General features: G+C 40.7%; 17 protein-coding genes and 3 tRNA genes. 19 read left to right on the top strand and 1 reads right to left on the bottom strand.

The features are described 5' to 3' along the window. Window positions 1–28 precede the first annotated feature (28 nt). The 14 genes from L3V46_RS20445 (at window position 29) to L3V46_RS20380 (ending at window position 15372) form a co-directional block, all read left to right on the top strand. A tRNA-Gly gene (locus tag L3V46_RS20445) sits at window positions 29–104 on the top strand. Window positions 105–115: 11 nt separating this feature from the next. Further along, a tRNA-Thr gene (locus L3V46_RS20440) sits at window positions 116–190 on the top strand. 144 nt (window positions 191–334) lie between these two features. Beyond that, a complete protein-coding gene (tuf, locus tag L3V46_RS20435; protein ID WP_004723653.1) occupies window positions 335–1525 on the top strand; it encodes an elongation factor Tu in 1191 nt (396 codons plus the stop codon). Between the two features lie 50 nt (window positions 1526–1575). Beyond that, a tRNA-Trp gene (locus L3V46_RS20430) sits at window positions 1576–1651 on the top strand. A gap of 74 nt (window positions 1652–1725) precedes the next feature. Then, window positions 1726–2166: a preprotein translocase subunit SecE gene (gene secE / locus L3V46_RS20425; protein ID WP_004718489.1), complete on the top strand. Its 441-nt coding sequence runs from the start codon at window positions 1726–1728 to the stop codon at window positions 2164–2166. A 7-nt stretch (window positions 2167–2173) separates the two neighbouring features. Then, entirely contained in the window at window positions 2174–2707 is a 534-nt protein-coding gene (gene nusG, locus L3V46_RS20420) for a transcription termination/antitermination protein NusG (protein ID WP_004718486.1), read from the top strand. A gap of 117 nt (window positions 2708–2824) precedes the next feature. Further along, the gene (gene rplK / locus L3V46_RS20415; RefSeq protein ID WP_004718484.1) at window positions 2825–3253 is read left to right on the top strand and encodes a 50S ribosomal protein L11; all 429 of its coding nucleotides are present in this window, start codon (window positions 2825–2827) and stop codon (window positions 3251–3253) included. Window positions 3254–3256: 3 nt separating this feature from the next. After that, the gene (gene rplA, locus L3V46_RS20410; protein ID WP_004718482.1) at window positions 3257–3952 is read left to right on the top strand and encodes a 50S ribosomal protein L1; all 696 of its coding nucleotides are present in this window, start codon (window positions 3257–3259) and stop codon (window positions 3950–3952) included. A gap of 361 nt (window positions 3953–4313) precedes the next feature. Next, entirely contained in the window at window positions 4314–4820 is a 507-nt protein-coding gene (gene rplJ / locus L3V46_RS20405) for a 50S ribosomal protein L10 (RefSeq protein WP_004718479.1), read from the top strand. Between the two features lie 48 nt (window positions 4821–4868). Next, window positions 4869–5234 (top strand): 50S ribosomal protein L7/L12, encoded by a 366-nt coding sequence (gene rplL / locus L3V46_RS20400; RefSeq protein WP_004718477.1) that lies wholly within the window; start codon window positions 4869–4871, stop codon window positions 5232–5234. A gap of 304 nt (window positions 5235–5538) precedes the next feature. Then, complete coding sequence (gene rpoB, locus L3V46_RS20395) at window positions 5539–9627, top strand: DNA-directed RNA polymerase subunit beta (protein WP_239046625.1); 4089 nt, start codon at window positions 5539–5541, stop codon at window positions 9625–9627. A gap of 154 nt (window positions 9628–9781) precedes the next feature. Continuing rightward, window positions 9782–13975 (top strand): DNA-directed RNA polymerase subunit beta', encoded by a 4194-nt coding sequence (rpoC, locus tag L3V46_RS20390; RefSeq protein WP_004718473.1) that lies wholly within the window; start codon window positions 9782–9784, stop codon window positions 13973–13975. A gap of 83 nt (window positions 13976–14058) precedes the next feature. Continuing rightward, the gene (locus tag L3V46_RS20385; RefSeq protein ID WP_239046624.1) at window positions 14059–14622 is read left to right on the top strand and encodes a hypothetical protein; all 564 of its coding nucleotides are present in this window, start codon (window positions 14059–14061) and stop codon (window positions 14620–14622) included. Window positions 14623–15015: 393 nt separating this feature from the next. Next, on the top strand, window positions 15016–15372 hold the full coding sequence (locus tag L3V46_RS20380) for a hypothetical protein (protein WP_004718470.1): 357 nt from the start codon (window positions 15016–15018) through the stop codon (window positions 15370–15372). 174 nt (window positions 15373–15546) lie between these two features. Here L3V46_RS20380 and L3V46_RS20375 read toward each other — a convergent pair whose 3' ends face one another. Beyond that, window positions 15547–16035 carry a DUF4442 domain-containing protein gene (locus tag L3V46_RS20375; protein WP_004818511.1) on the bottom strand — a complete coding sequence of 163 codons (489 nt, stop codon included), beginning with the start codon at window positions 16033–16035 and terminating at the stop codon, window positions 15547–15549. A 119-nt stretch (window positions 16036–16154) separates the two neighbouring features. Between L3V46_RS20375 and L3V46_RS20370 the strand changes: the two genes are divergently transcribed. From L3V46_RS20370 to htpG, 5 genes are all read left to right on the top strand, one after another. Next, window positions 16155–17030, top strand: coding sequence for an alpha/beta fold hydrolase (locus L3V46_RS20370; protein WP_034617325.1), 876 nt, complete (start codon window positions 16155–16157; stop codon window positions 17028–17030). 144 nt (window positions 17031–17174) lie between these two features. Beyond that, window positions 17175–18593 (top strand): Na+/H+ antiporter family protein, encoded by a 1419-nt coding sequence (locus tag L3V46_RS20365; RefSeq protein ID WP_004818515.1) that lies wholly within the window; start codon window positions 17175–17177, stop codon window positions 18591–18593. 380 nt (window positions 18594–18973) lie between these two features. Further along, window positions 18974–19585 (top strand): OmpW family outer membrane protein, encoded by a 612-nt coding sequence (locus L3V46_RS20360; protein ID WP_034617314.1) that lies wholly within the window; start codon window positions 18974–18976, stop codon window positions 19583–19585. 167 nt (window positions 19586–19752) lie between these two features. After that, window positions 19753–20094: a hypothetical protein gene (locus L3V46_RS20355; RefSeq protein WP_004818519.1), complete on the top strand. Its 342-nt coding sequence runs from the start codon at window positions 19753–19755 to the stop codon at window positions 20092–20094. A gap of 92 nt (window positions 20095–20186) precedes the next feature. After that, window positions 20187–22118, top strand: a complete 1932-nt coding sequence (htpG, locus tag L3V46_RS20350) for a molecular chaperone HtpG (RefSeq protein ID WP_239046623.1) — start codon at window positions 20187–20189, stop codon at window positions 22116–22118. The last annotated feature ends 56 nt before the right edge of the window (window positions 22119–22174 follow it).

The following is a 22174-nucleotide window of genomic DNA, read 5'->3' as shown; positions in this document are numbered from 1 at the left end:
TTCGATAAGTGGTAATTACCAACATTAAGCGGGAGTAGCTCAGTTGGTAGAGCGGTAGCCTTCCAAGCTACATGTCGCGAGTTCGACCCTCGTCTCCCGCTCCATCGAAGATGATGCTCTTATAGCTCAGTGGTAGAGCACTCCCTTGGTAAGGGAGAGGTCTCGAGTTCAAATCTCGATAAGAGCTCCAGATACAATTTGGTAGATTATTCTACACCAGTTTCTCAAAAGCAGGCTTATTAGTCTGCTTTTCAAGTATTAGGTGTCTAGTTTTTTAGACGATTGTCGATGCTGAGTTGTTTAACTCGTGTTCGACATAAACGAGGAAGAGCAAATGGCTAAGGCTAAGTTTGAACGTAATAAGCCACACGTAAACGTGGGTACAATTGGTCACGTCGACCATGGTAAAACAACTTTAACTGCTGCAATTGCAACAATTTGTGCAAAAACTTACGGCGGTGAAGCTAAAGACTACGCAGCAATCGATTCTGCACCAGAAGAAAAAGCACGTGGTATTACAATTAATACTTCACACGTAGAATACGATTCTCCAATTCGTCACTACGCTCACGTAGACTGCCCAGGTCACGCCGATTATGTTAAAAACATGATCACTGGTGCTGCTCAGATGGACGGTGCGATCCTTGTATGTGCTGCGACTGATGGTCCAATGCCACAAACTCGTGAACACATCCTTCTTTCTCGCCAAGTAGGTGTACCTTATATTCTTGTATTCCTTAACAAGTGTGACCTTGTTGATGATGAAGAATTACTTGAATTAGTAGAAATGGAAGTTCGTGAACTTCTTTCTACTTATGACTTCCCAGGTGATGACACGCCTATCATCCGTGGTTCAGCGCTTGCTGCACTTAATGGTGATGCTGGTCAATATGGCGAATCAGCTGTACTTTCACTTGTTGAAGCGCTTGATTCTTATATCCCAGAACCAGAACGTGCTATCGATAAAGCATTCTTGATGCCAATCGAAGATGTATTCTCTATTTCTGGTCGTGGTACAGTGGTAACAGGTCGTGTAGAATCTGGTATCGTTAAAGTCGGCGAAGAAGTTGAAATCGTTGGTATCAAAGATACAGTTAAAACAACTGTAACTGGCGTAGAAATGTTCCGTAAACTTCTTGACGAAGGTCGTGCGGGCGAGAACTGTGGTGTTCTTTTACGTGGTACTAAGCGTGAAGACGTACAACGTGGTCAAGTACTTGCTAAACCAGGTACAATCAAGCCACACACTAAATTCGACGCAGAAGTATATGTACTTTCTAAAGAAGAAGGTGGTCGTCATACTCCGTTCCTTAACGGTTACCGTCCACAGTTCTACTTCCGTACAACTGACGTAACTGGCGCAATCCAATTACAAGACGGCGTTGAAATGGTTATGCCAGGTGACAACGTTGAAATGTCAGTAGAACTAATTCACCCAATCGCAATGGACCCAGGTCTACGTTTTGCGATCCGTGAAGGTGGTCGTACAGTTGGTGCTGGTGTAGTTGCTAAAGTAACTGCATAACCGCTAATATGTTTGTTCTAACCGAGAGTTTAGGCTCTCGGTTTGTTTATAGGTCAGTAGTTCAATTGGTAGAGCGTCGGTCTCCAAAACCGAATGTTGGGGGTTCGAGTCCCTCCTGACCTGCCATTTTTTAAATAAAAAACTTGATGTCGGCTAAACTGGTCATATAATAAGTCGCGAAACCTACGACGAGTACAAAAATGTCGAATGATAAATCACGTGACGCAATGGGCGGCGCGGCAATTCCTCAAAGCAACAATTCTGCTGAAATGGTGAAGACAAGTTCTCCATTTGATTTTATTTTGTGGATCATAGCATTGGCTTTATTTGGCGGTGCGTTGATGACAAATCAATATCTTCCAGCGTATTGGGCACCTGCAAATAGTGTCTGGGTGCGTATTGGGGTAATTTTAGCTTGTATCATCGTAGCTTTAGGTTTATTATACGCCACCCATCAAGGCAAAGGCTTTGTTCGTTTGCTTAAAGACTCTCGTATCGAATTGCGTCGAGTTACATGGCCTACGAAACATGAAACAGTAACCACTTCATGGCAAGTTCTCCTCGTTGTTGTAGTTGCCGCAATTATTTTGTGGTGTTTTGACTATATCATCGGTTGGTTTATGAAGTTTATTATCGGGTAAGAGAGCTATGAAACGTTGGTACATTATTCATGCCTATTCAGGTTATGAAAAACAAGTGATGCGTTCACTTAATGATCGAATCCAGCGTAGCGCTGTTGCTGATAGTTTTGGTGAAGTCCTTGTTCCTACCGAAGAAGTGGTAGAGATGAAGGATGGTAAGAAGCGTAAATCAGAGCGTAAATTCTTTCCTGGCTATGTGTTAGTCGAAATGGAAATGAATGATGAAACTTGGCACATTGTTAAAGAATGTCCAAAAGTATTAGGTTTCATCGGTGGTACAGCTGAAAAGCCAGCACCAATTACGCAAAAAGAAGCTGATGCGATTCTTGCACGTGTACACAATAAAGGTGAAGCACCTCGTCCTAAGACGATGTTTGAGCCGGGTGAAGAATTACTTGTTACTGACGGTCCATTCACAGACTTTAAAGGTGTGGTGGAAGAAGTTCAGTACGAAAAATCACGTTTAACGTTGACGATTAATGTATTTAATCGACCAACTCAAGTTGAATTGGAATTTCGCCAAGTCGAAAAAACAATTTAATTTGCACTGTTTGAAAGCGCCCGATTTGTTATGGATCGGGCATTGTTGTTGTAACGGTATCGTTACTTGAAATGTTGGGGAGCTCTAAAAGGCGTTTGTACCCAGAGGTAATTTGAAATGGCTAAGAAGATTGACGGCTATATCAAGCTGCAAGTTCCAGCTGGTAAAGCGAATCCATCTCCACCGATTGGTCCTGCACTAGGTCAACGTGGTGTTAACATCATGGCATTCTGTAAAGAATTCAATGCTGCTACACAAAAAGTTGAACAAGGTCTTCCAATTCCTGTAGTGATCACTGTGTACAACGATAAGTCGTTCACATTCATCATGAAAACTCCACCTGCTGCGATTCTTCTTAAGAAAGCTGCTGGTATCCAAAAGGGTTCTGCTGTACCAAACAAAACTAAAGTTGGTAAGTTGACTCGCGCTCAGTTAGAAGAAATTGCGACTACTAAAGAACCAGATTTAACTGGTGCTGATTTAGACGCACGTGTACGTACCATTGCTGGTTCTGCGCGTTCTATGGGCTTGGAAGTGGAGCTATAAGACATGGCAAAGTTAACTAAACGTCAAAAAGCCATTGCTGCAGCTATTGAAGCAAACAAAGTTTACACTTTGGAAGAAGCAGTACAAGTTCTTAGCAGCCTACCTGCTGCAAAATTCAAAGAATCTTTGGATGTTGCGGTAAACCTAGGTGTTGATCCTCGTAAATCTGACCAAGTTGTTCGTGGCGCGACTACACTTCCTGCAGGTACTGGTAAAACTGTACGTGTTGCTGTGTTTGCTCAAGGCGCTGCTGCTGAAGCTGCTAAAGCTGAAGGCGCGGACATCGTTGGTTTTGATGATCTTGCTGAAAGCATTCAAGCGGGTAACTTAGACTTCGACGTTGTGATTGCTGCTCCAGATGCAATGCGTGTTGTTGGTAAGTTAGGTACGATCCTTGGTCCACGTGGCTTAATGCCAAATCCTAAAGTGGGTACTGTAACTCCTGACGTAGCAACTGCAGTTAAAAATGCAAAAGCTGGTCAAGCACGTTACCGTGTAGACAAAGCGGGTATCATCCACGCTGCGATCGGTCAAGTAGGTTTCACTGCTGAAGCTGTTCGTTCAAACGTTGAAGCGCTTATCGCTGACCTTAAGAAAGCAAAACCTGCGACTTCTAAAGGTATCTACATCCAAAAGATCACTTTGAGCTCAACTATGGGTCCTGGTCTTGTTGTTGATGTACAAAACGTTTCTAAATAATTATTTTTCAATAATTATATTGCGATAAAAGAATTTTAAAGTCCTGAGTAAAATTTGAAGTGTTACTTCAAATTTTACGCAAGAAAGAGTGATGACTTCTATTGAGGTTGAGCTTTTCTTCTTGTGGATTGATAAAGCATTGCTTTGTTGATCATCAGGCGGACTTTGAATTGATAGATGTAAATTTATCAGCGTCAAAGACCTCAGGCGAGGGGAGTCTTCGGATTCGCTTCTTAAAATACCAGTCTGAGTAGACGCGGTGGTGTGATTGATTCCTCCTCCGCGTGTAAGTCAAGAGATTGATTTACGAATTGGGAGTGCAGTCCGTGGATTGCATAAATCACCGTTAGGAGGTTTTACAATGGCTCTTCTTATCGAAGACAAAAAACAGATCGTTGCGGAAGTAAATGAAGTTGCTTCTACCGCGTTTGCTGCTGTTGTTGCTGACTACCAAGGTTTAACAGTTGAACAATTGACTACACTTCGTGTTGAAGCTCGTAAGTTAGGTGTTAAGACACGTATCGTGCGTAACACTTTGGCTAAACGTGCTTTCGAAGGTACTCAATTTGATATCTTAGACGAAAACCTTGTTGGTCCAACTATTCTAGCTTTTTCAACTTCTGAAGATGACATGGGCGCAGCTGCTCGCTTGTTTGAAGAATTTGCTAAAACTAACAAAGCATTTGAACTTAAAGCTGCTGCATTTGACGGCAAACTTTATCAAGGTGCTGACGTTAGCGTTATCGCGAATCTTCCGAACCAAGAAAAAGCACTTACTATGCTTGCCAATGTTCTTCAAGCTCCTATTTCGAAATTGGGTCGCCTTATTACAGCGCTCAAAGAGAAAAACGAGTCAGAAGCTGCATAAGCTTAATAAATTTCACACACCATTCAATATCCATTTGGAGTTATTCTCATGGCTTTAACTAACGAAGAAATCTTAAACGCAGTTGCTGAAAAAACTGTTCTTGAACTTGTTGAACTTATCTCTGCTTTCGAAGAGAAATTCAACGTATCAGCTGCTGCTGTAGCTGTAGCTGCAGGTCCTGCTGCTGCTGTTGCTGAAGAGCAATCAGAATTCAATGTTGAATTGACTTCTTTCGGTGCTAACAAAGTTGCTGTAATTAAAGCAGTACGTGAAGTTACTGGTCTTGGCTTGAAAGAAGCTAAAGACTTAGTAGAAGGCGCTCCTTCAAATCTTAAAGAAGGCGTTTCTAAAGAAGAAGCTGAAGAACTTAAGAAAAAACTTGAAGAAACTGGTGCTACAGTTACTGTTAAGTAATTTCGCTAGGGGTCGAATTTTAATTTGACCCCAAAAATTGGCTGATGGCTCTTGGGTCATCAGCCTTTTTGCGTTACAATAATCGGCTCGATTTTAGATTGATTGGTAGAAAAACCATCAATTTTAAAAATAAATAAACACAATCAAACGCTTACCAATATTTTTCCATTTTAAAAATATTGCTAAGCGTTTTGTACCACTGAAATTTGCAGCATTTGTATAAAAGTGGTGGTCATATCGACCTGCGTAATTCCTTCTAAGTTCGTTCTGCAGGCGGACTTAGTTTACTTTCCGAGGACTCCAGATGGCATACTCATATACCGAAAAGAAACGGATCCGTAAGAATTTTGGTAAATTGCCCCAAGTCATGCATGCTCCGTACCTGCTCTCGATTCAAGTCGACTCGTACAGAACATTCTTGCAAGACGGCAAAACACCAAAAAATCGCGAAGATATCGGTCTCCAAGCTGCATTTCGTTCAGTTTTTCCTATTGAAAGTTATTCGGGCAATGCTGCTTTAGAATTCGTTGAGTATAGTCTTGGTAAACCAGAGTTTGATGTTCGCGAATGTATTCTTCGTGGCTCAACCTTTGCGGCACCAATGCGCGTTAAAATTCGTTTGATCATCAAAGATCGTGAAACGAAATCTATTAAAGACGTACGTGAACAAGAAGTGTACATGGGTGAAATGCCACTCATGACTGAGAATGGTACCTTTGTCATCAATGGTACTGAGCGTGTAATCGTATCTCAATTACACCGTTCACCAGGCGTATTCTTTGACCATGATAAAGGTAAAACGCATTCAAGCGGTAAAGTGCTTTATTCAGCACGTATTATTCCTTATCGTGGTTCATGGTTAGATTTTGAGTTTGATGCTAAAGATTTAGTCTTTGTACGTATTGACCGTCGTCGTAAATTGCTTGCGACTGTTGTGTTACGTGCATTGAGCTATAGCAATGAACAAATTCTGAATATGTTCTACGAAAAAGTACCTGTATATCTTGATATGGGTAGCTATCAGATTGACCTTGTGCCTGAACGTCTTCGTGGTGAAATGGCTCAATTTGATATCGTGGACAATGATGGTAAAGCCATTGTTGAACAAGGTAAACGTATTAATGCTCGCCATGTACGTCAAATGGAAGCTGCTGGTTTAACTAAACTTCCAGTTCCAGATGAATATTTGTATGAGCGTATTACTGCTGAAGATATCGTACTTAAAGACGGTGAAGTAATTACTGCTAACACTGTATTAAGTCATGAGATTTTGGTCAGAATTGCTGAAGGTGGTATTAAACAATTTAATATCCTGTTCACCAATGACATCGATCGTGGTTCTTTTGTTGCTGACACTTTACGTGCAGATACAACATCTGGTCGTGAAGAAGCACTTGTAGAAATCTACAAAGTGATGCGTCCAGGTGAGCCACCAACGAAAGAAGCAGCTGAAAACTTATTCAATAACTTATTCTTCTCTACAGAGCGCTATGATTTATCGCCTGTGGGTCGTATGAAGTTTAACCGTCGTTTGGGTCGTCCTTACGAAGTAGGTACAGATCAGAAGTCTCGTGAAGTAGAAGGTATTCTTTCTAACGATGACATCATTGATGTACTGAAAACACTGGTAGAAATTCGTAACGGTAAAGGTGAAGTCGACGATATCGATCACTTGGGTAACCGTCGCGTACGTTCTGTTGGTGAAATGACAGAAAACCAATTCCGTGTTGGTTTAGTTCGTGTTGAACGTGCTGTTAAAGAGCGTTTAAACCAAGCTGAAACAGATAACTTGTCTCCACAAGATTTGATCAATGCGAAACCAGTTGCTGCTGCAATCAAAGAATTCTTTGGTTCAAGCCAATTGTCACAGTTTATGGATCAAAACAACCCGTTGTCAGAAATTACACACAAACGTCGTGTATCTGCGCTTGGGCCTGGTGGTTTGACACGTGAACGTGCGGGCTTTGAAGTACGTGACGTACATCAAACTCACTATGGTCGTGTATGTCCAATTGAAACTCCTGAAGGACCAAACATTGGTTTGATCAACTCGCTTTCTGTTTATGCAAAAGCGAACAACTTCGGTTTCTTGGAAACACCATACCGTCGCGTTGTTGATGGTCGTGTAACAGATGATGTTGAATATTTATCTGCAATTGAAGAAGTAGGTACTGTTATTGCACAGGCCGATTCTGCATTGGATAAAGATGGACATTTAACAGAAGACTTCGTTTCAGTACGTCACCAAGGTGACTTCGTTCGTATGCCACCTGAAAAAGTGACGCATATGGATGTATCTGCTCAACAGGTTGTATCTGTCGCTGCATCACTTATTCCATTCCTTGAACACGATGATGCCAACCGTGCATTGATGGGTTCAAACATGCAACGTCAGGCTGTTCCTACATTGCTTGCTGATAAACCACTTGTGGGTACCGGCATGGAAGCAAACGTAGCGCACGACTCTGGTGTATGTGTGATCGCGAAACGTGGCGGACGCATTGAGTTTGTAGATGCATCACGTGTGGTTATTCGTGTCAACGAAGATGAAATGATCGCGGGTGAAGCAGGTGTAGATATCTACAACTTGATCAAATACACGCGTTCAAACCAAAACACATGTATTAACCAAAAAGTGCTTGTGAGCATGGGCGATAAAGTCGGCCGTGGTGACGTTCTTGCTGATGGTCCATCAACTGATGGTGGTGAATTAGCATTGGGTCAGAACATGCGTGTCGCGTTCATGACTTGGAACGGTTATAACTACGAAGACTCGATTTTATTATCTGAACGTGTGCTTCAAGAAGATCGTTTAACGTCAATTCATATTCAAGAATTATCATGTGTTGCGCGTGATACGAAGTTAGGTGCGGAAGAAATCACTGCCGATATTCCTAACGTAGGTGAAGCAGCGTTATCTAAACTTGATGAATCAGGTATTGTTTATATCGGTGCTGAAGTTGCAGCGGGTGATATTCTTGTTGGTAAAGTGACACCTAAAGGTGAAACACAATTAACCCCTGAAGAAAAATTACTTCGTGCAATCTTTGGTGAGAAAGCGGCAGACGTTAAAGATTCATCTTTACGTGTTTCTTCAAGCGTTAAAGGTACAGTCATCGACGTTCAAGTGTTTACACGTGACGGTATCGAGAAAGATGAACGTGCTCAAGCGATTGAGAAAGCGCAGCTTGATGCTTACCGTAAAGACTTGAAAGAAGAATTCAAAATCTTCGAAGAAGCTGCTCGTGAACGTATTATCCGTTTGTTAAAAGGCCAAGAGTCGAATGGCGGCGGTATGACCAAGCGCGGTGATAAGCTATCTGAAGATGTATTGTCTGGTTTAGAGCTTGTTGATCTTTTAGAAGTTCAACCAACAGATGAAGGCATCGCTGAACGCTTAACTCAAATTCAAGTGTTCTTGAAAGAGAAGAGCTACGAGATTGATGAGAAATTTGCTGAGAAAAAACGCAAACTTTCTACAGGTGATGAGCTTACAACAGGTGTCTTGAAAGTTGTTAAAGTTTACTTAGCTGTAAAACGTCGTATCCAGCCTGGTGATAAGATGGCGGGTCGTCACGGTAACAAAGGTGTTGTATCAAACATCTTGCCTGTTGAAGACATGCCGCATGACATCCATGGTGTTCCAGTTGATGTCGTACTTAACCCATTGGGTGTACCATCACGTATGAACGTGGGTCAGATTCTTGAAACTCACTTAGGTATGGCTGCAAAAGGTCTTGGCGATAAGATCGACAAGATGATGAAAGAGCAACGTACCGTTCTTGAGCTTCGTGATTTCTTAGACAAGATTTATAACAAAGTTGGTGGCGAGCAAGAAGATCTTGATAGCTTAACTGATGAAGAAATCTTGGTGTTATCAGGTAACTTGCGTAAAGGTGTTCCTTTAGCTACGCCAGTATTTGATGGTGCAGAAGAAAGTCAGATCAAAGAGTTACTTGAGCTTGGTGGTATCTCACGTACAGGTCAAACAGTATTGTATGACGGACGTACAGGTGAGCGTTTTGACCGCCCAGTAACTGTTGGTTATATGTACATGCTCAAGTTGAACCATTTGGTTGATGACAAGATGCATGCACGTTCTACTGGTTCTTATTCACTTGTAACTCAACAACCGCTTGGTGGTAAAGCACAATTCGGTGGTCAGCGTTTCGGTGAGATGGAAGTCTGGGCACTAGAAGCTTATGGTGCTGCTTATACACTTCAAGAAATGCTTACTGTGAAGTCGGATGACGTTGAAGGTCGTACTCGCATCTATAAGAACATCGTAGATGGTAACCATTATATGGATCCGGGTATGCCTGAATCGTTTAACGTATTGACCAAAGAGATCCGTTCTTTAGGTATCAACATTGAACTGAAAAATGGTGACTAAACTTCACCATTGAATCTCCCTAAATCCCTCTTTATGAAAGAGGGACTTTCCCCCTTAGAAAAAGGGGGATCAAGGGGGATTAAAATTCAGTGAAAAAACAATATTTGTGACCCAGTCGTAGCCTGAAAAGCGCTTCGACACACGGAGAAAAAAATTGAAAGACTTGCTCGATATCATGCGCAAAAAGACGGATTCAGATGGTCACGCTCCAGTAGAGTTTGACCGTATCCGTATTGGTCTTGCGTCACCAGAAATGATTAAGTCATGGTCTCACGGTGAAGTTAAAAAGCCAGAAACCATTAACTATCGTACGTTTAAACCAGAACGTGATGGTTTATTCTGTGCCAAAATCTTTGGTCCAGTAAAAGATTACGAATGCTTGTGTGGTAAATACAAGCGTATGAAATATAAAGGCGTCATTTGTGAAAAATGTGGCGTTGAAGTAACAACTGCAAAAGTTCGTCGTGAGCGTATGGGTCACATCGAGCTTGCTTCTCCAGTTGCGCATATTTGGTTCTTGAAATCATTACCAAGCCGTATCGGTTTATTACTTGATATGACTTTACGTGATATCGAACGTGTATTGTACTTCGAATCTTATGTGGTTACAGATCCTGGCATGACGCCAATGGAAAAGTACCAACTTCTTAACGATGAAGAATACTTCACTGCGTTAGAAGAACATGGTGACGAATTCAGCGCGAAAATGGGTGCAGAAGCAGTTCAAGATTTGTTGAAAGATATCGATCTTGAAGCTGAAATTTCTCGTTTACGTGAAGAAATTCCGAACACAACTTCAGAAACGAAGCTTAAAAAAGCCTCTAAACGTTTGAAGTTGATGGAAGCGTTCAAAGAGTCGAACAACAAGCCAGAATGGATGGTGATGAATGTACTTCCAGTACTTCCACCTGATCTTCGTCCGTTGGTACCGCTTGAAGGTGGTCGTTTTGCGACTTCTGACTTGAATGATCTTTATCGTCGTGTGATCAACCGTAACAACCGTTTAAAACGTCTTCTTGACCTTGCTGCACCAGACATTATCGTACGTAACGAAAAACGTATGTTACAAGAGTCTGTAGATGCGTTATTGGACAATGGTCGTCGTGGTCGTGCTATTACCGGTTCGAACAAACGTCCGCTTAAATCTTTGGCAGATATGATCAAAGGTAAGCAAGGTCGTTTCCGTCAAAACTTACTTGGTAAGCGTGTTGACTACTCTGGTCGTTCGGTAATTACTGTAGGTCCAACTTTACGTTTACACCAATGTGGTCTTCCGAAGAAAATGGCACTTGAATTATTCAAGCCGTTTATCTTTGCTAAGCTACAAGCTTCTGGCCAAGCAACAACCATTAAAGCTGCGAAGAAAATGGTTGAGCGTGAAACTCCTGAAGTTTGGGACGTTCTTGCATCTGTAATTCGTCAACATCCTGTGATGTTGAACCGTGCGCCAACACTTCACCGTTTAGGTCTTCAAGCATTTGAACCTATTCTAATTGAAGGTAAAGCGATCCGTTTACACCCACTCGTTTGTGCTGCGTTTAACGCCGACTTCGATGGTGACCAAATGGCGGTTCACGTTCCATTAACACTTGAAGCTCAATTAGAAGCTCGTGCGTTAATGATGTCGACCAACAACATCTTGTCACCTGCCAACGGTGAGCCGATCATCGTACCTTCTCAGGACGTTGTCTTGGGCTTGTATTACATCACACGTGATGCAATCAATGCCAAAGGTGAAGGCATGGTGTTTGCGGATACTCACGAAGTAAACCGTGCACTTGCAACAGGTCAAGTTGACTTACATGCGCGTGTAAAAGCACGTGTACACCAAACAGTGATTGATGAAAACGGTAACCGTGAGCATCAAACTATTGTTGTAGATACGACACCTGGTCGTTGCTTACTTTGGGAAGTTGTTCCTGAAGGTATGGATTTCCAACAAATCAACGTTGAGATGACTAAAAAGAACATCTCTAAGTTGATTAACTCTTGCTACCGTAAATTAGGTTTGAAAGATACTGTTATCTTTGCTGACCAATTGATGTACTTGGGCTTCCGTCAAGCAACCCGTTCTGGTGTTTCTGTGGGTATGGAAGACATGTTGATTCCGCCACAAAAACAAGCAATTATCGAAAAAGCAGAAGTTGAAGTTCGTGAAATTGAACAACAATTCGAGCAAGGTTTCGTAACTGCGGGTGAGCGTTACAACAAAGTTGTCGATATTTGGGCGCGTACTAACGACCAAGTTGCCAAAGCGATGATGGACAACTTGTCATTCACGACTGTTAAAAACAAACAGGGTGAAGACGAGAAGCAAAAATCATTCAACAGTATCTACATGATGTCTGACTCAGGTGCCCGTGGTTCGGCAGCTCAGATTCGTCAGCTTGCAGGTATGCGTGGTTTGATGGCGAAACCAGATGGTTCGATCATTGAGACACCGATTAAAGCAAACTTCCGTGAAGGTTTGACAGTACTTCAGTACTTCATTTCAACACATGGTGCGCGTAAAGGTTTGGCCGATACAGCACTTAAAACAGCAAACTCTGGTTACTTGACACGTCGTCTAGTCGACGTTGCGCAAGACTTGGTTATTACTGAGCCAGATTGTGGTACGCTCGAAGGTCTTGTAATGACTCCGTTCATTCAAGGTGGCGATGTCATTGAGCCATTAAGTGTACGTGTATTAGGACGTGTAACTGCTGAAGACGTGAAAAAAGCGGGTTCAGATGAAGTTGTGCTTCCACGTAACACATTGATTGACGAGAAAATTGCGGCGTATCTTGAAGATGCGGGTGTCGATGAAGTTAAAGTACGTTCAGTTGTAAACTGTGCTTCGACTTTCGGTGTATGTGCTAAATGTTATGGTCGTGACTTGGCGCGTGGTCACTTGGTGAATCCAGGTGAATCTGTCGGTGTTATGGCTGCGCAATCAATTGGTGAACCTGGTACACAGTTAACCATGCGTACATTCCACGTAGGTGGTGCTGCAAGCCGAACGTCTGCTGCAAATAGCGTACAAGTACGTAACAAAGGTACAGTTCGTTTCCATAACGTTAAAACTGTTCAACATGCCAAAGGTCACTTGGTGTCTGTTTCACGTTCAGGTGAAATCGGTATCGCTGATGATTTAGGTCGCGAACGTGAGCGTTATAAACTTCCATACGGTGCGTCTATCTTGATTAAAGATGGTCAACCTGTAGAAGGCGGCGGTATTGTTGCAACTTGGGATCCGCATACACATCCATTGGTTACAGAAGTTGCTGGTAAAGCACGCTTCAGCCAAATTTCGGATGGCGTAACTGCAACATCGAAAACTGATGATGCAACAGGTATGACCACTGTTGAAATTTTACCTGTAACAGCACGTCCTGCTTCTGGTAAAGATTTGCGTCCTGCAATCGTGTTGGATACAACCGATGGCGGCGAACAGTTCTACTTCTTGCCACAAAACACGATCGTGACTGTTCGTGATGGTGAGACGATCGGTGTTGGTGACGTTATTGGTCGTGTACCACAAGAAACTTCACGTACTCGTGATATTACCGGTGGTCTGCCGCGTGTAGCTGACTTGTTCGAAGCACGTAAGCCGAAAGAACATGCAATTCTTGCTGAAATCTCAGGTGTTGTAAGCTTTGGTAAAGAAACCAAAGGTAAGAACCGTTTAGTGATTACACCAGATGATGGCTCTGAAATTTATGAAGAGTTGATTCCAAAATGGCGTACCATTAACGTGTTTGAAGGTGAGCATGTGAACCGTGGTGAAACCATTTCTGATGGTCCACAAAACCCACATGACATCTTGCGTTTGAAAGGTGAAGTTGCATTAACCAACTACATCGTGAACGAAGTTCAAGACGTTTACCGCTTACAAGGTGTAAAAATCAACGATAAGCATATCGAAGTAATCGTTCGTCAAATGTTGCGTAAAGTTGACATTACCGACGGTGGCGATACAAGCTTTATCAAAGGCGAACAAGTGGATTACATCCGCGTTGTGGGCGAAAACCAAGCGGTATTGGCTCAGAACAAGTTCCCTGCGAAGTATGAACGTCAATTGATGGGTATTACCAAAGCATCGCTTTCTACTGACTCGTTCATCTCTGCTGCATCGTTCCAGGAAACAACACGTGTGTTAACTGAAGCGGCTGTAACAGGTAAAGAAGATGATTTACGTGGCTTGAAAGAAAACGTTGTTGTAGGTCGCTTGATTCCAGCAGGTACTGGTCTTGCATACCACTTAGAACGTCGTCGTCAAGAAGCAGAAGCTGCAGAGCATGAGCTTGTAAATGATTTCTCTGAAGTTGATCAAGCATTCTCTCAAGCTTTAAACGAAGATTCTTTCTAAGTTAAACAGCTTTTGCAATGAAGAAGACGCCTTAGGGCGTCTTTTTTTATATACTGAGTAGACCTCAGTTACAAACATTAAAAATGGCAATTAAAATTAGAAATATATGGATAGTTTTACTGGCAGTCATGTTCGTTCCCGTCTGTTTGTTGATGTTTTTACCAGCTCAGCCAGAAATGAATTGGCAGCACGATGTATTTCAATTCATCACAGAAAAATTAAAGATTCAAACGGGAAGGTTTGGTCCCTTGGCTTTTTATACGGTATCGGTGACTGCATATTTTTCGCTATTGAGCAGCATTTGGGCCGTTTTTTTATTTTGCATGATTTGGCAAGAAGAGCGTGAAACTACACTTCAAACAACGCTCCAGACAGCGCAGTTTAAGTTGTGGGATGCGGTGCTTGTAGTTGTATGTATTCTTGGGTTTATCTGGTTTAGTTTTTCGATGATGCAATGGCATTTTGCTAAACAAGATATGACCATAGGTTTAAGTCGAAATGGCTATTTATTCCAATCCTTGTATCACTATCAACTTGGCGTTGTCTTTGCTGAACTCTTTTTTATGCTTTTCTTGGTATTCAGCCAGCTGGCAATCTTGATGCTTGTTTATGCAAGTTATCGTTTTCTCAAAGAAAAATTTAAATAAAAAAATTAAGATTCAATATGAGTTATTTGATGATTAACCTATTGTTTTTAAATATTTAACTAGAAAGTGATTGCTAAAAGATAGGCTTTTTTCATAACGCCTTTTTAAAACGATAAATCAACATGAAATTTCCCTCATCCTAGCCTTCTCCCAAAGCGAGAAGGGACTTTCAATACCAATATGATTCATTAAACATGATCATCTTTTGCTTTATGAAAGCGATCTAATAATTTCTTATTAACATGAATGTTATTTAAATTAGATGGTGCATCTTTGATAATCAAAGACTACAAATGGCAACATGAAAATTTAATTTAATCCATAAATTAGTGTTTTCATAAAATCAGTCTTAATCAATTGCATTTGTAAGTTCAGATAGAAAGGATGAATAACATGAAAAAAATAGTAATGACTATGATGTGTGTGAGTTTACCTATTGTGATGCTTACAGGTTGTGAAAACATGTCAGCGAATGATAAGCGTATTGCTTCAGCGGCCCTTGGTGGTGCTGTTGGTGGCGGTGTAGGTAATCATGCAGGTAATGGCGTTGGTGCTGCTGTTGGTGCAGGCGGTGGTGCAGCTGTAGGAAGCAAAGCCAACAATGGTTCAAATCGCAATGCAACCTATAGTGGTATTGGTGCGGGTATTGGCTCAGTCCTTGGTAAGGGTGTTCTTGGCGGTGATGCTGGTGCTGCAATTGGTGGCGCGATCGGTGGTGGTGCTGGTGCTGCTATTGAGCAAAATAAGTAAGCGCCTAAACCCAAGACTCAATAAAAATAAGCGCAACGTATTAGCATTGCTGATTACGTGATGCGCTTATTTTTTTATTCCTATTTTCAAATCTAATGTAAAAGATCAGACCACTTCAGCACTCTTGTTGCATCTATTGATGTTTCGCTTTAGCAAGACTGATTTTAATCTTGTTTAGCGTTTTAAAGGGTGGGGGTTTTTACGACGGATATATACGGTTTTTTGTACCTCAGCAATTCTTAGACCAGAGTCATCAAAAATATTCACGGTATAGTTACGATAGACTGGACTATAGTTTTCAGCTAAATCTTTAACATGTTCGATTTCAATCGCATCTAAACGAATATCTGCATAAACCGTACTACGTCCAGGGGAAAGGAAATTGATGCTTGCGGTTTTATCCCAAACCATATATTTCGGACCCAGATGATGCATTAAAAGAAGCATATAAAATGGATCAACCATTGAATACAAACTACCGCCAAAGTGCACACCAACAATGTTTTGATTGCTATGTGTCAGTGGCATTTTGACCCGAACATGATAGTTTTTTAGATCAATTTTTTCGATTTCAATCCCTGCACCTTTATATGGAGAAAAATGATTCAACATAAATTTGGAAACAAATGGGATTGTCTGTAGTTTTTTGATTAGCGCATTCATGGTCAATTCTAGTTATCGATTTTTAAACCATAATAAAGAACTGAATGGAATGTGGCATTGATCCAAATGCCCTCTACTACGAAATCACAGCCAATGGTAAAACAATAAAAGGTGACTCAATGCAAGTGCAAACTTATTGGATATCCACACAAGATAAGCAAAAACTTTATGCAAAAACATGGGGTAATGCTGAAAACCCTGCATTGGTTTTGGTACATGGCTATCCTGATAATCAGGAAGTTTGGGAACCGATTATTGAACAATTGATCTCAAAATTTTACATCATTACTTATGATGTACGTGGGGCAGGACAGTCTTCTGTGCCGAAACGAATTCGTGATTATGCTTTAGCACGCTTATCTCTGGATTTAGAGTGTGTGGTAAATGAGCTACTGCCCAATCGTAATTTTCATCTTGCAGCGCATGATTGGGGCTCGATTCAGTCGTGGGAATCGGTGACTGAACCCAAATTTAAAAATCGTATTTTGTCTTATACCACCATGTCTGGACCTTGCTTAGATCATGCTGCTTTTTGGATGCGTGAACAGTTCTTGCATGAAAAGCCTAAATTTTTTAAGCAGTTATTTAAATCTTGGTATATCGTTGCATTCCAGTTACCATTTCTTGCACCGACCGTTTGGCATTTCTTTAGTCCACAACGCTGGGGCGCAATTTTAACGCAACTTGAGAAAAAGAAAGGCTTACCGTTAAACCAAAATATTGCAAAAGATGGTGAACATGGTATTGGGCTATACCGTGCTAACTTTCTTCCACGTTTAACTCGACCGCGTCAGCGTTATGCAGTATGTCCTGTACAGGCGGTTGTACTGTTAAGAGATAAATTTGTAAGCCCAGAATTGATTGATGAAGTGCCTAAATGGGCAACAGATTTTGAACGTGTAGAAGTTGATGCAAACCATTGGGCAGTACTTAGCCAACCACAAGAGATTGCACAATATATTCAAACATTTGCACTCAAAAATAGTGAGAGTTGATTCGCTTAAAGTGATGTGAGCTCTTATAAAAATAGGCCATGTTTTCACATGGCCTATTCATTTTATGACCAGTTCGACTAAATTACAGCTTCATTGTAGTGAATCTGATAAAATATCGGCTTTCAAATTTTCGTAAATTTCTCCATGAATGCTGTCGTTATTGCGATTGCCGTGATGTTTATCTTGTCACTGGCACGAGTTTCTGTTGTTTTAACATTGGTTATTTCAGCAATTATAGGTGGGTTGGTTGCAGGTTTAAGCTTGTCAGATACTGTTACAGCATTTAATGCGGGCTTAGGTGATGGTGCAGAAGTTGCCTTGGCATATGCGGTATTAGGCGCTTTCGCTTTGGCACTTTCAAAGTCAGGCTTGCCTGACTTATTGGCCTATAAACTGATCGGCTTACTCGGTATGGAAGCCACGCAGAAACAAGCAACCAAAGTAAAATTCTTATTATTGGGTATTTTACTGATTGCCGCGATTTGTTCACAAAACTTAATCCCTGTGCATATTGCGTTTATTCCTGTGCTTGTCCCACCGTTATTAAAAGTGATGAATCACTTGAAACTCGACCGTCGTGCCGCAGCATGTGTACTGACCTTAGGTTTAGTCGGCACATATATCTTCTTGCCTGTAGGCTTTGGTGCAATTTTTCTTGAACAAATTCTGATGGGAAATATCAACAAAATTGGCGCTGCTTATCATCTGCATGTTGAAAGAAGCATGATGCCTATGGGGATGGCTATTCCTGTATTGGGTATGGTGATTGGTACTTTGTTTGCCGTTTTTGTCAGTTATCGTAAACCGCGTATTTATGTTGATCGTAATGTTGCACCAATTACCACGATTGATTTAGATAAACCACTTCGTGCGGTAAATGTTGAGGTATTAAAAGCTGATGGCATTGCCTTAGAGCAAGAAGCCAAGCAAGAAGCTCCTGTGATTGCCAAGAAAACTATTCTTATGGCATTGCTGGCAATCATTTTAACCCTGATCTCTCAATTGTATTCAGGCTCAATGATTCTTGGTGGATTGGTCGGGTTCTCTGTTCTCTCTGCCGCAGGGATTTTTAAATGGCAAGAAGCGGATGATGTTTTTGTACAAGGGATGCGTATGATGGCATTGGTCGGTTTTATCATGATCTCTGCCGCGGGTTTTGCATCCGTGATGACTCATACTGGGGATATTAATCAGTTGGTCAACGGTGTTGTACATTTGATTGGTGATAATAAAGCGCTAGCTGCTTTCTTGATGTTATTTATTGGTTTATTTGTAACGATCGGAATTGGTTCATCATTTTCAAGTGTGCCTGTACTTGCAGTCATTTATGTTCCTTTATGTGTACAATTCGGCTTCTCTCCGCTTGCAACTGTTGCTCTGATTGGTACTGCGGCAGCACTAGGAGATGCGGGTTCACCAGCTTCAGATTCGACCTTGGGACCTACGGCTGGTTTGGGCGTAGATGGGCAACATGATCATATTTGGGATACGGTTGTTCCAACATTTATCCATTTTAATATTCCATTATTGGTGTTTGGTTGGATTGCTGCGATGGTTTTATAAGCCGGCATTGATCAAACATAAGGAGATTCATTAAATGATTGATGAATCTCCTTTTTTTATGGTTATTTGGTCTAAAATAACTTGTATTTGCAGGAAATTTACTATAAATATTGAGAAAATAAAATAATAGCTGTGATTTGATTTATTTAAAATAACTAACCAATAGATAATATTATCTTGATTAAAATACTTGGTTTTAATTAAATAATCTTGATTAATTAAGTTGGATTTAAAAACCAACTATATTGATATGATTAAAATAAATTTACTTATATAACAATTGTTTGAAAATATATAATAATTCTTGATTTAAATAAATGTTGCAATATTATTAATACCTATGTTTAATGTTTATTAATAACAACGCTGGGGTATTTATAATGTTAAAGCAAACTGCTCTTATTGCATTAATGGCAATTTCTTCTGCTTCATTTGCAGATTGGCAAGTCAAAGTTGGTGGTTCGGTGATTGCACCAACACAAGACACCAAAGTTGCTGGTGTTGGTACTGTGAAAGCAGACCATGAATATGCTTTTACACCTTCTGTAGAATATATCTTTGGTGAAACACCTTTCTCTGCGGAAGTTTTATTAGCGACACCAATTAGCCACGATGTGAAATTAGATGGTGAAAAAGCAGTTAACCTTAAACACTTACCACCAACTGTAACGTTTAAATATAACTTTAAAAACTCTACACGTTTTACACCGTATATTGGTGTGGGTGGTACAGCATTCCTTGCATGGGATGAGGAATCATCTGGGGCATTGGCGGGCACAAAGGTTAAAGTTAAAGATGATTTTGGTTTTGCTGGCCAAATCGGTTTTAACTTCCAACCTGCTGATGCAAAAAACTGGGGTGTTTTCTTTGATGCCCGTTATGCTCAATTAAGCCCAGAAGTGACTGTTAAAGCGGGTAATACCACTGCTGCAAAATTTGATTTAGATATTGATCCAGTTATCTATACTTTGGGTTATAGCTATAGATTCTAAGTTCGCTTTAGAATCATAAAAAACTCGGTAAATTTACCGAGTTTTTTTATTTTTACAGAGCCTTATATATTGAAACAAGAAGCAATAGAAAATCGTTATTTTTAGCTATATAAGCGCTGATTAAATCCATTTAATCTATCAGAACATCAATAAGACTTTGACATGATATGAAAAATTTAATTTTTATAATATTTGTAGGGTTAAGTAGCAGCACTATAGCCAATGCTGCAAGTTTTAATTGTGAGCATGCTCAGACCAAAAGTGAACATGCCATTTGTGAGCATCGCAGTTTAAACGATGCAGATGTCAAAATGGCGACCACCTATACCATTATCCGTAAACTCGTTCCGATGGGAACACGGGGTGTGATACAGGATCAGCAAGTGAAATGGTTACAACTGCGCAATCAATGTCAGGACAATCTACGTTGTTTAACCGATGCGTATCAAATGCGTCAGCAAAAACTAGAGATTTATATGAATCGAGTTTATCAACAAGGCCCATTTTAAAAAAAATTAAATTTGCCTATTGAAATATACTTAAACCACTCCATTTCTAATGCATTCAATAAAAAAGCGTTATGAATTTACGGAGTGATTTTATGAGTGAACAGAACGTACAACACAGTTCAAAAAAGCATAGCTTTCAAGCAGAAGTGGCTCAGCTTTTACATTTAGTGACGCATTCACTTTATTCTAACCCTGAAATTTTCCTACGCGAGCTGATTTCAAATGCTTCAGATGCATGTGATAAGTTACGTTTTGAAGGAATTAACCATCCTGAATATTATGAGAATGATCCAGACTTACATGTTCGTGTAAGCTTAGATAAAGATGCCAAAACAATCACCATCTCAGACAATGGTATTGGTTTAAGCCAACAAGAAGCCATTGATAACTTAGGGACGATTGCTAAATCGGGCACCAAAGACTTTATGTCAAAGTTATCTGGTGATCAAAAAGCAGATGCGCAATTGATTGGTCAGTTTGGTGTAGGTTTTTATTCTGGTTTTATCGTTGCTGATAAAATTACCGTTGAATCTCGTCGTGCAGGTTTAGATGCATCAGAAGGTGTACGTTGGATCAGTGGCGGTACGGGTGACTTTGAAGTTGAACAAATTGAGAAGGCTTCACGTGGAACGTCGATTATTTTGCATTTGCGTGATGATGCGCTGGATTATTTAGAATCTTATAAAGTTAAACAAATTATCAATAAATACTCTGACCATATCAGCTTACCTATCGAAATGCAGAAGGAAGTTTGGCAGGAAGAAGAAGCTGCTGAAGGTGAAGAGAAAAAACAAGGTCATTATGTTAAAACAGATGAATGGGAAGCGATTAACTCAGCAAGTGCTTTGTGGACACGTAGCAAAGGCGAAATTACTGAAGAGCAGTATGTAGAATTCTATAAGAATTTAACGCATGACTTTGATGCACCATTGGCTTGGGCACATAACCGAGTTGAAGGCAGTACTGAATATACCCAATTGCTTTATATTCCAAGTAAAGCACCAAGTAATATTTTCACGCGTGAAGCCAAAGCAGGCATTAAACTTTATGTAAAACGTGTATTTATTATGGATGATGCAGACAATCTGATTCCAAATTATCTACGTTTTGTACAAGGTGTGGTGGATAGTGCTGATCTGCCGCTTAACGTAAGCCGTGAGATTTTACAAGAAAGCCGTGATGTGAAAACCATCCGTGAAGGAAATGCACGTCGTGTATTGACAACATTGGATGCTTTAGCAAAATCAGAAGATCAGGCTGACCAAGACAAATTTAAAACCTTCTATGCTGAATTTGGTTCAGTAATCAAGGAAGGTTTAGGTGAAGACTTTGGTAATCGTGAACGTATTCTAAAACTTTTACGCTTCTCTACTTCGAATAATGATGAGGTTTCAACATCATTGGAAGCGTATAAAGCACGCATGAAAGAAGGGCAAAAAGCCATCTATTATGTGACTGCCGATAGCTTAGCGGCTGCGAAAAACTCACCACAACTCGAATTGTTCCGTAAAAAAGACATTGAAGTTTTGCTTATGGCAGACCGTGTTGATGAATGGGCGATGGAGTTTGTGCATGACTTTGATGGCACACCTATGCAAAATGTCGCAAAGGGTGCAGTCGATCTTGGTGATTTACAAGATGCAGAAGAGAAAAAAGCACTTGAAGCTGCCGCAGAACAGTTTAAACCTGTGGTTGAAAAACTCTCTGATTCATTAAAAGCTAAGACTAAAGAGGTACGCGTGACAACGCGTTTGGTGGACTCACCAGCATGTCTAGTGACCAGCGATGGTGAGCTTTCGCCGCAATTGATTCGTATGTTAAAACAAGCGGGTCAGGCTGTACCTGAATCTAAACCAATTCTGGAAATTAACCCAGAACATCCTTTAGTGAAAAAATTGGAAGGTTCGGCCCAGTTTGATGATTTAGCCAATGTAATCTTTGATCAGGCCGTAATTGCTGAGGGTGGTTTACCTGATGATCCTGCGGAATATGTAAAACGTATTAACAATTTATTGCTTAAATAAGTCGTCATTTGTTTTAACAGAGCCTATCTTAAAGATAGGCTTTTTTATCAATAAGA

Source organism: Acinetobacter sp. AG3 (genome assembly GCF_022343575.1).
GTDB classification, from domain to species: Bacteria; Pseudomonadota; Gammaproteobacteria; order Pseudomonadales; family Moraxellaceae; genus Acinetobacter; species Acinetobacter guillouiae.
Note: the sequence above shows the minus strand (reverse complement) of the source record. Positions and strands in the feature narration are given on the sequence as shown.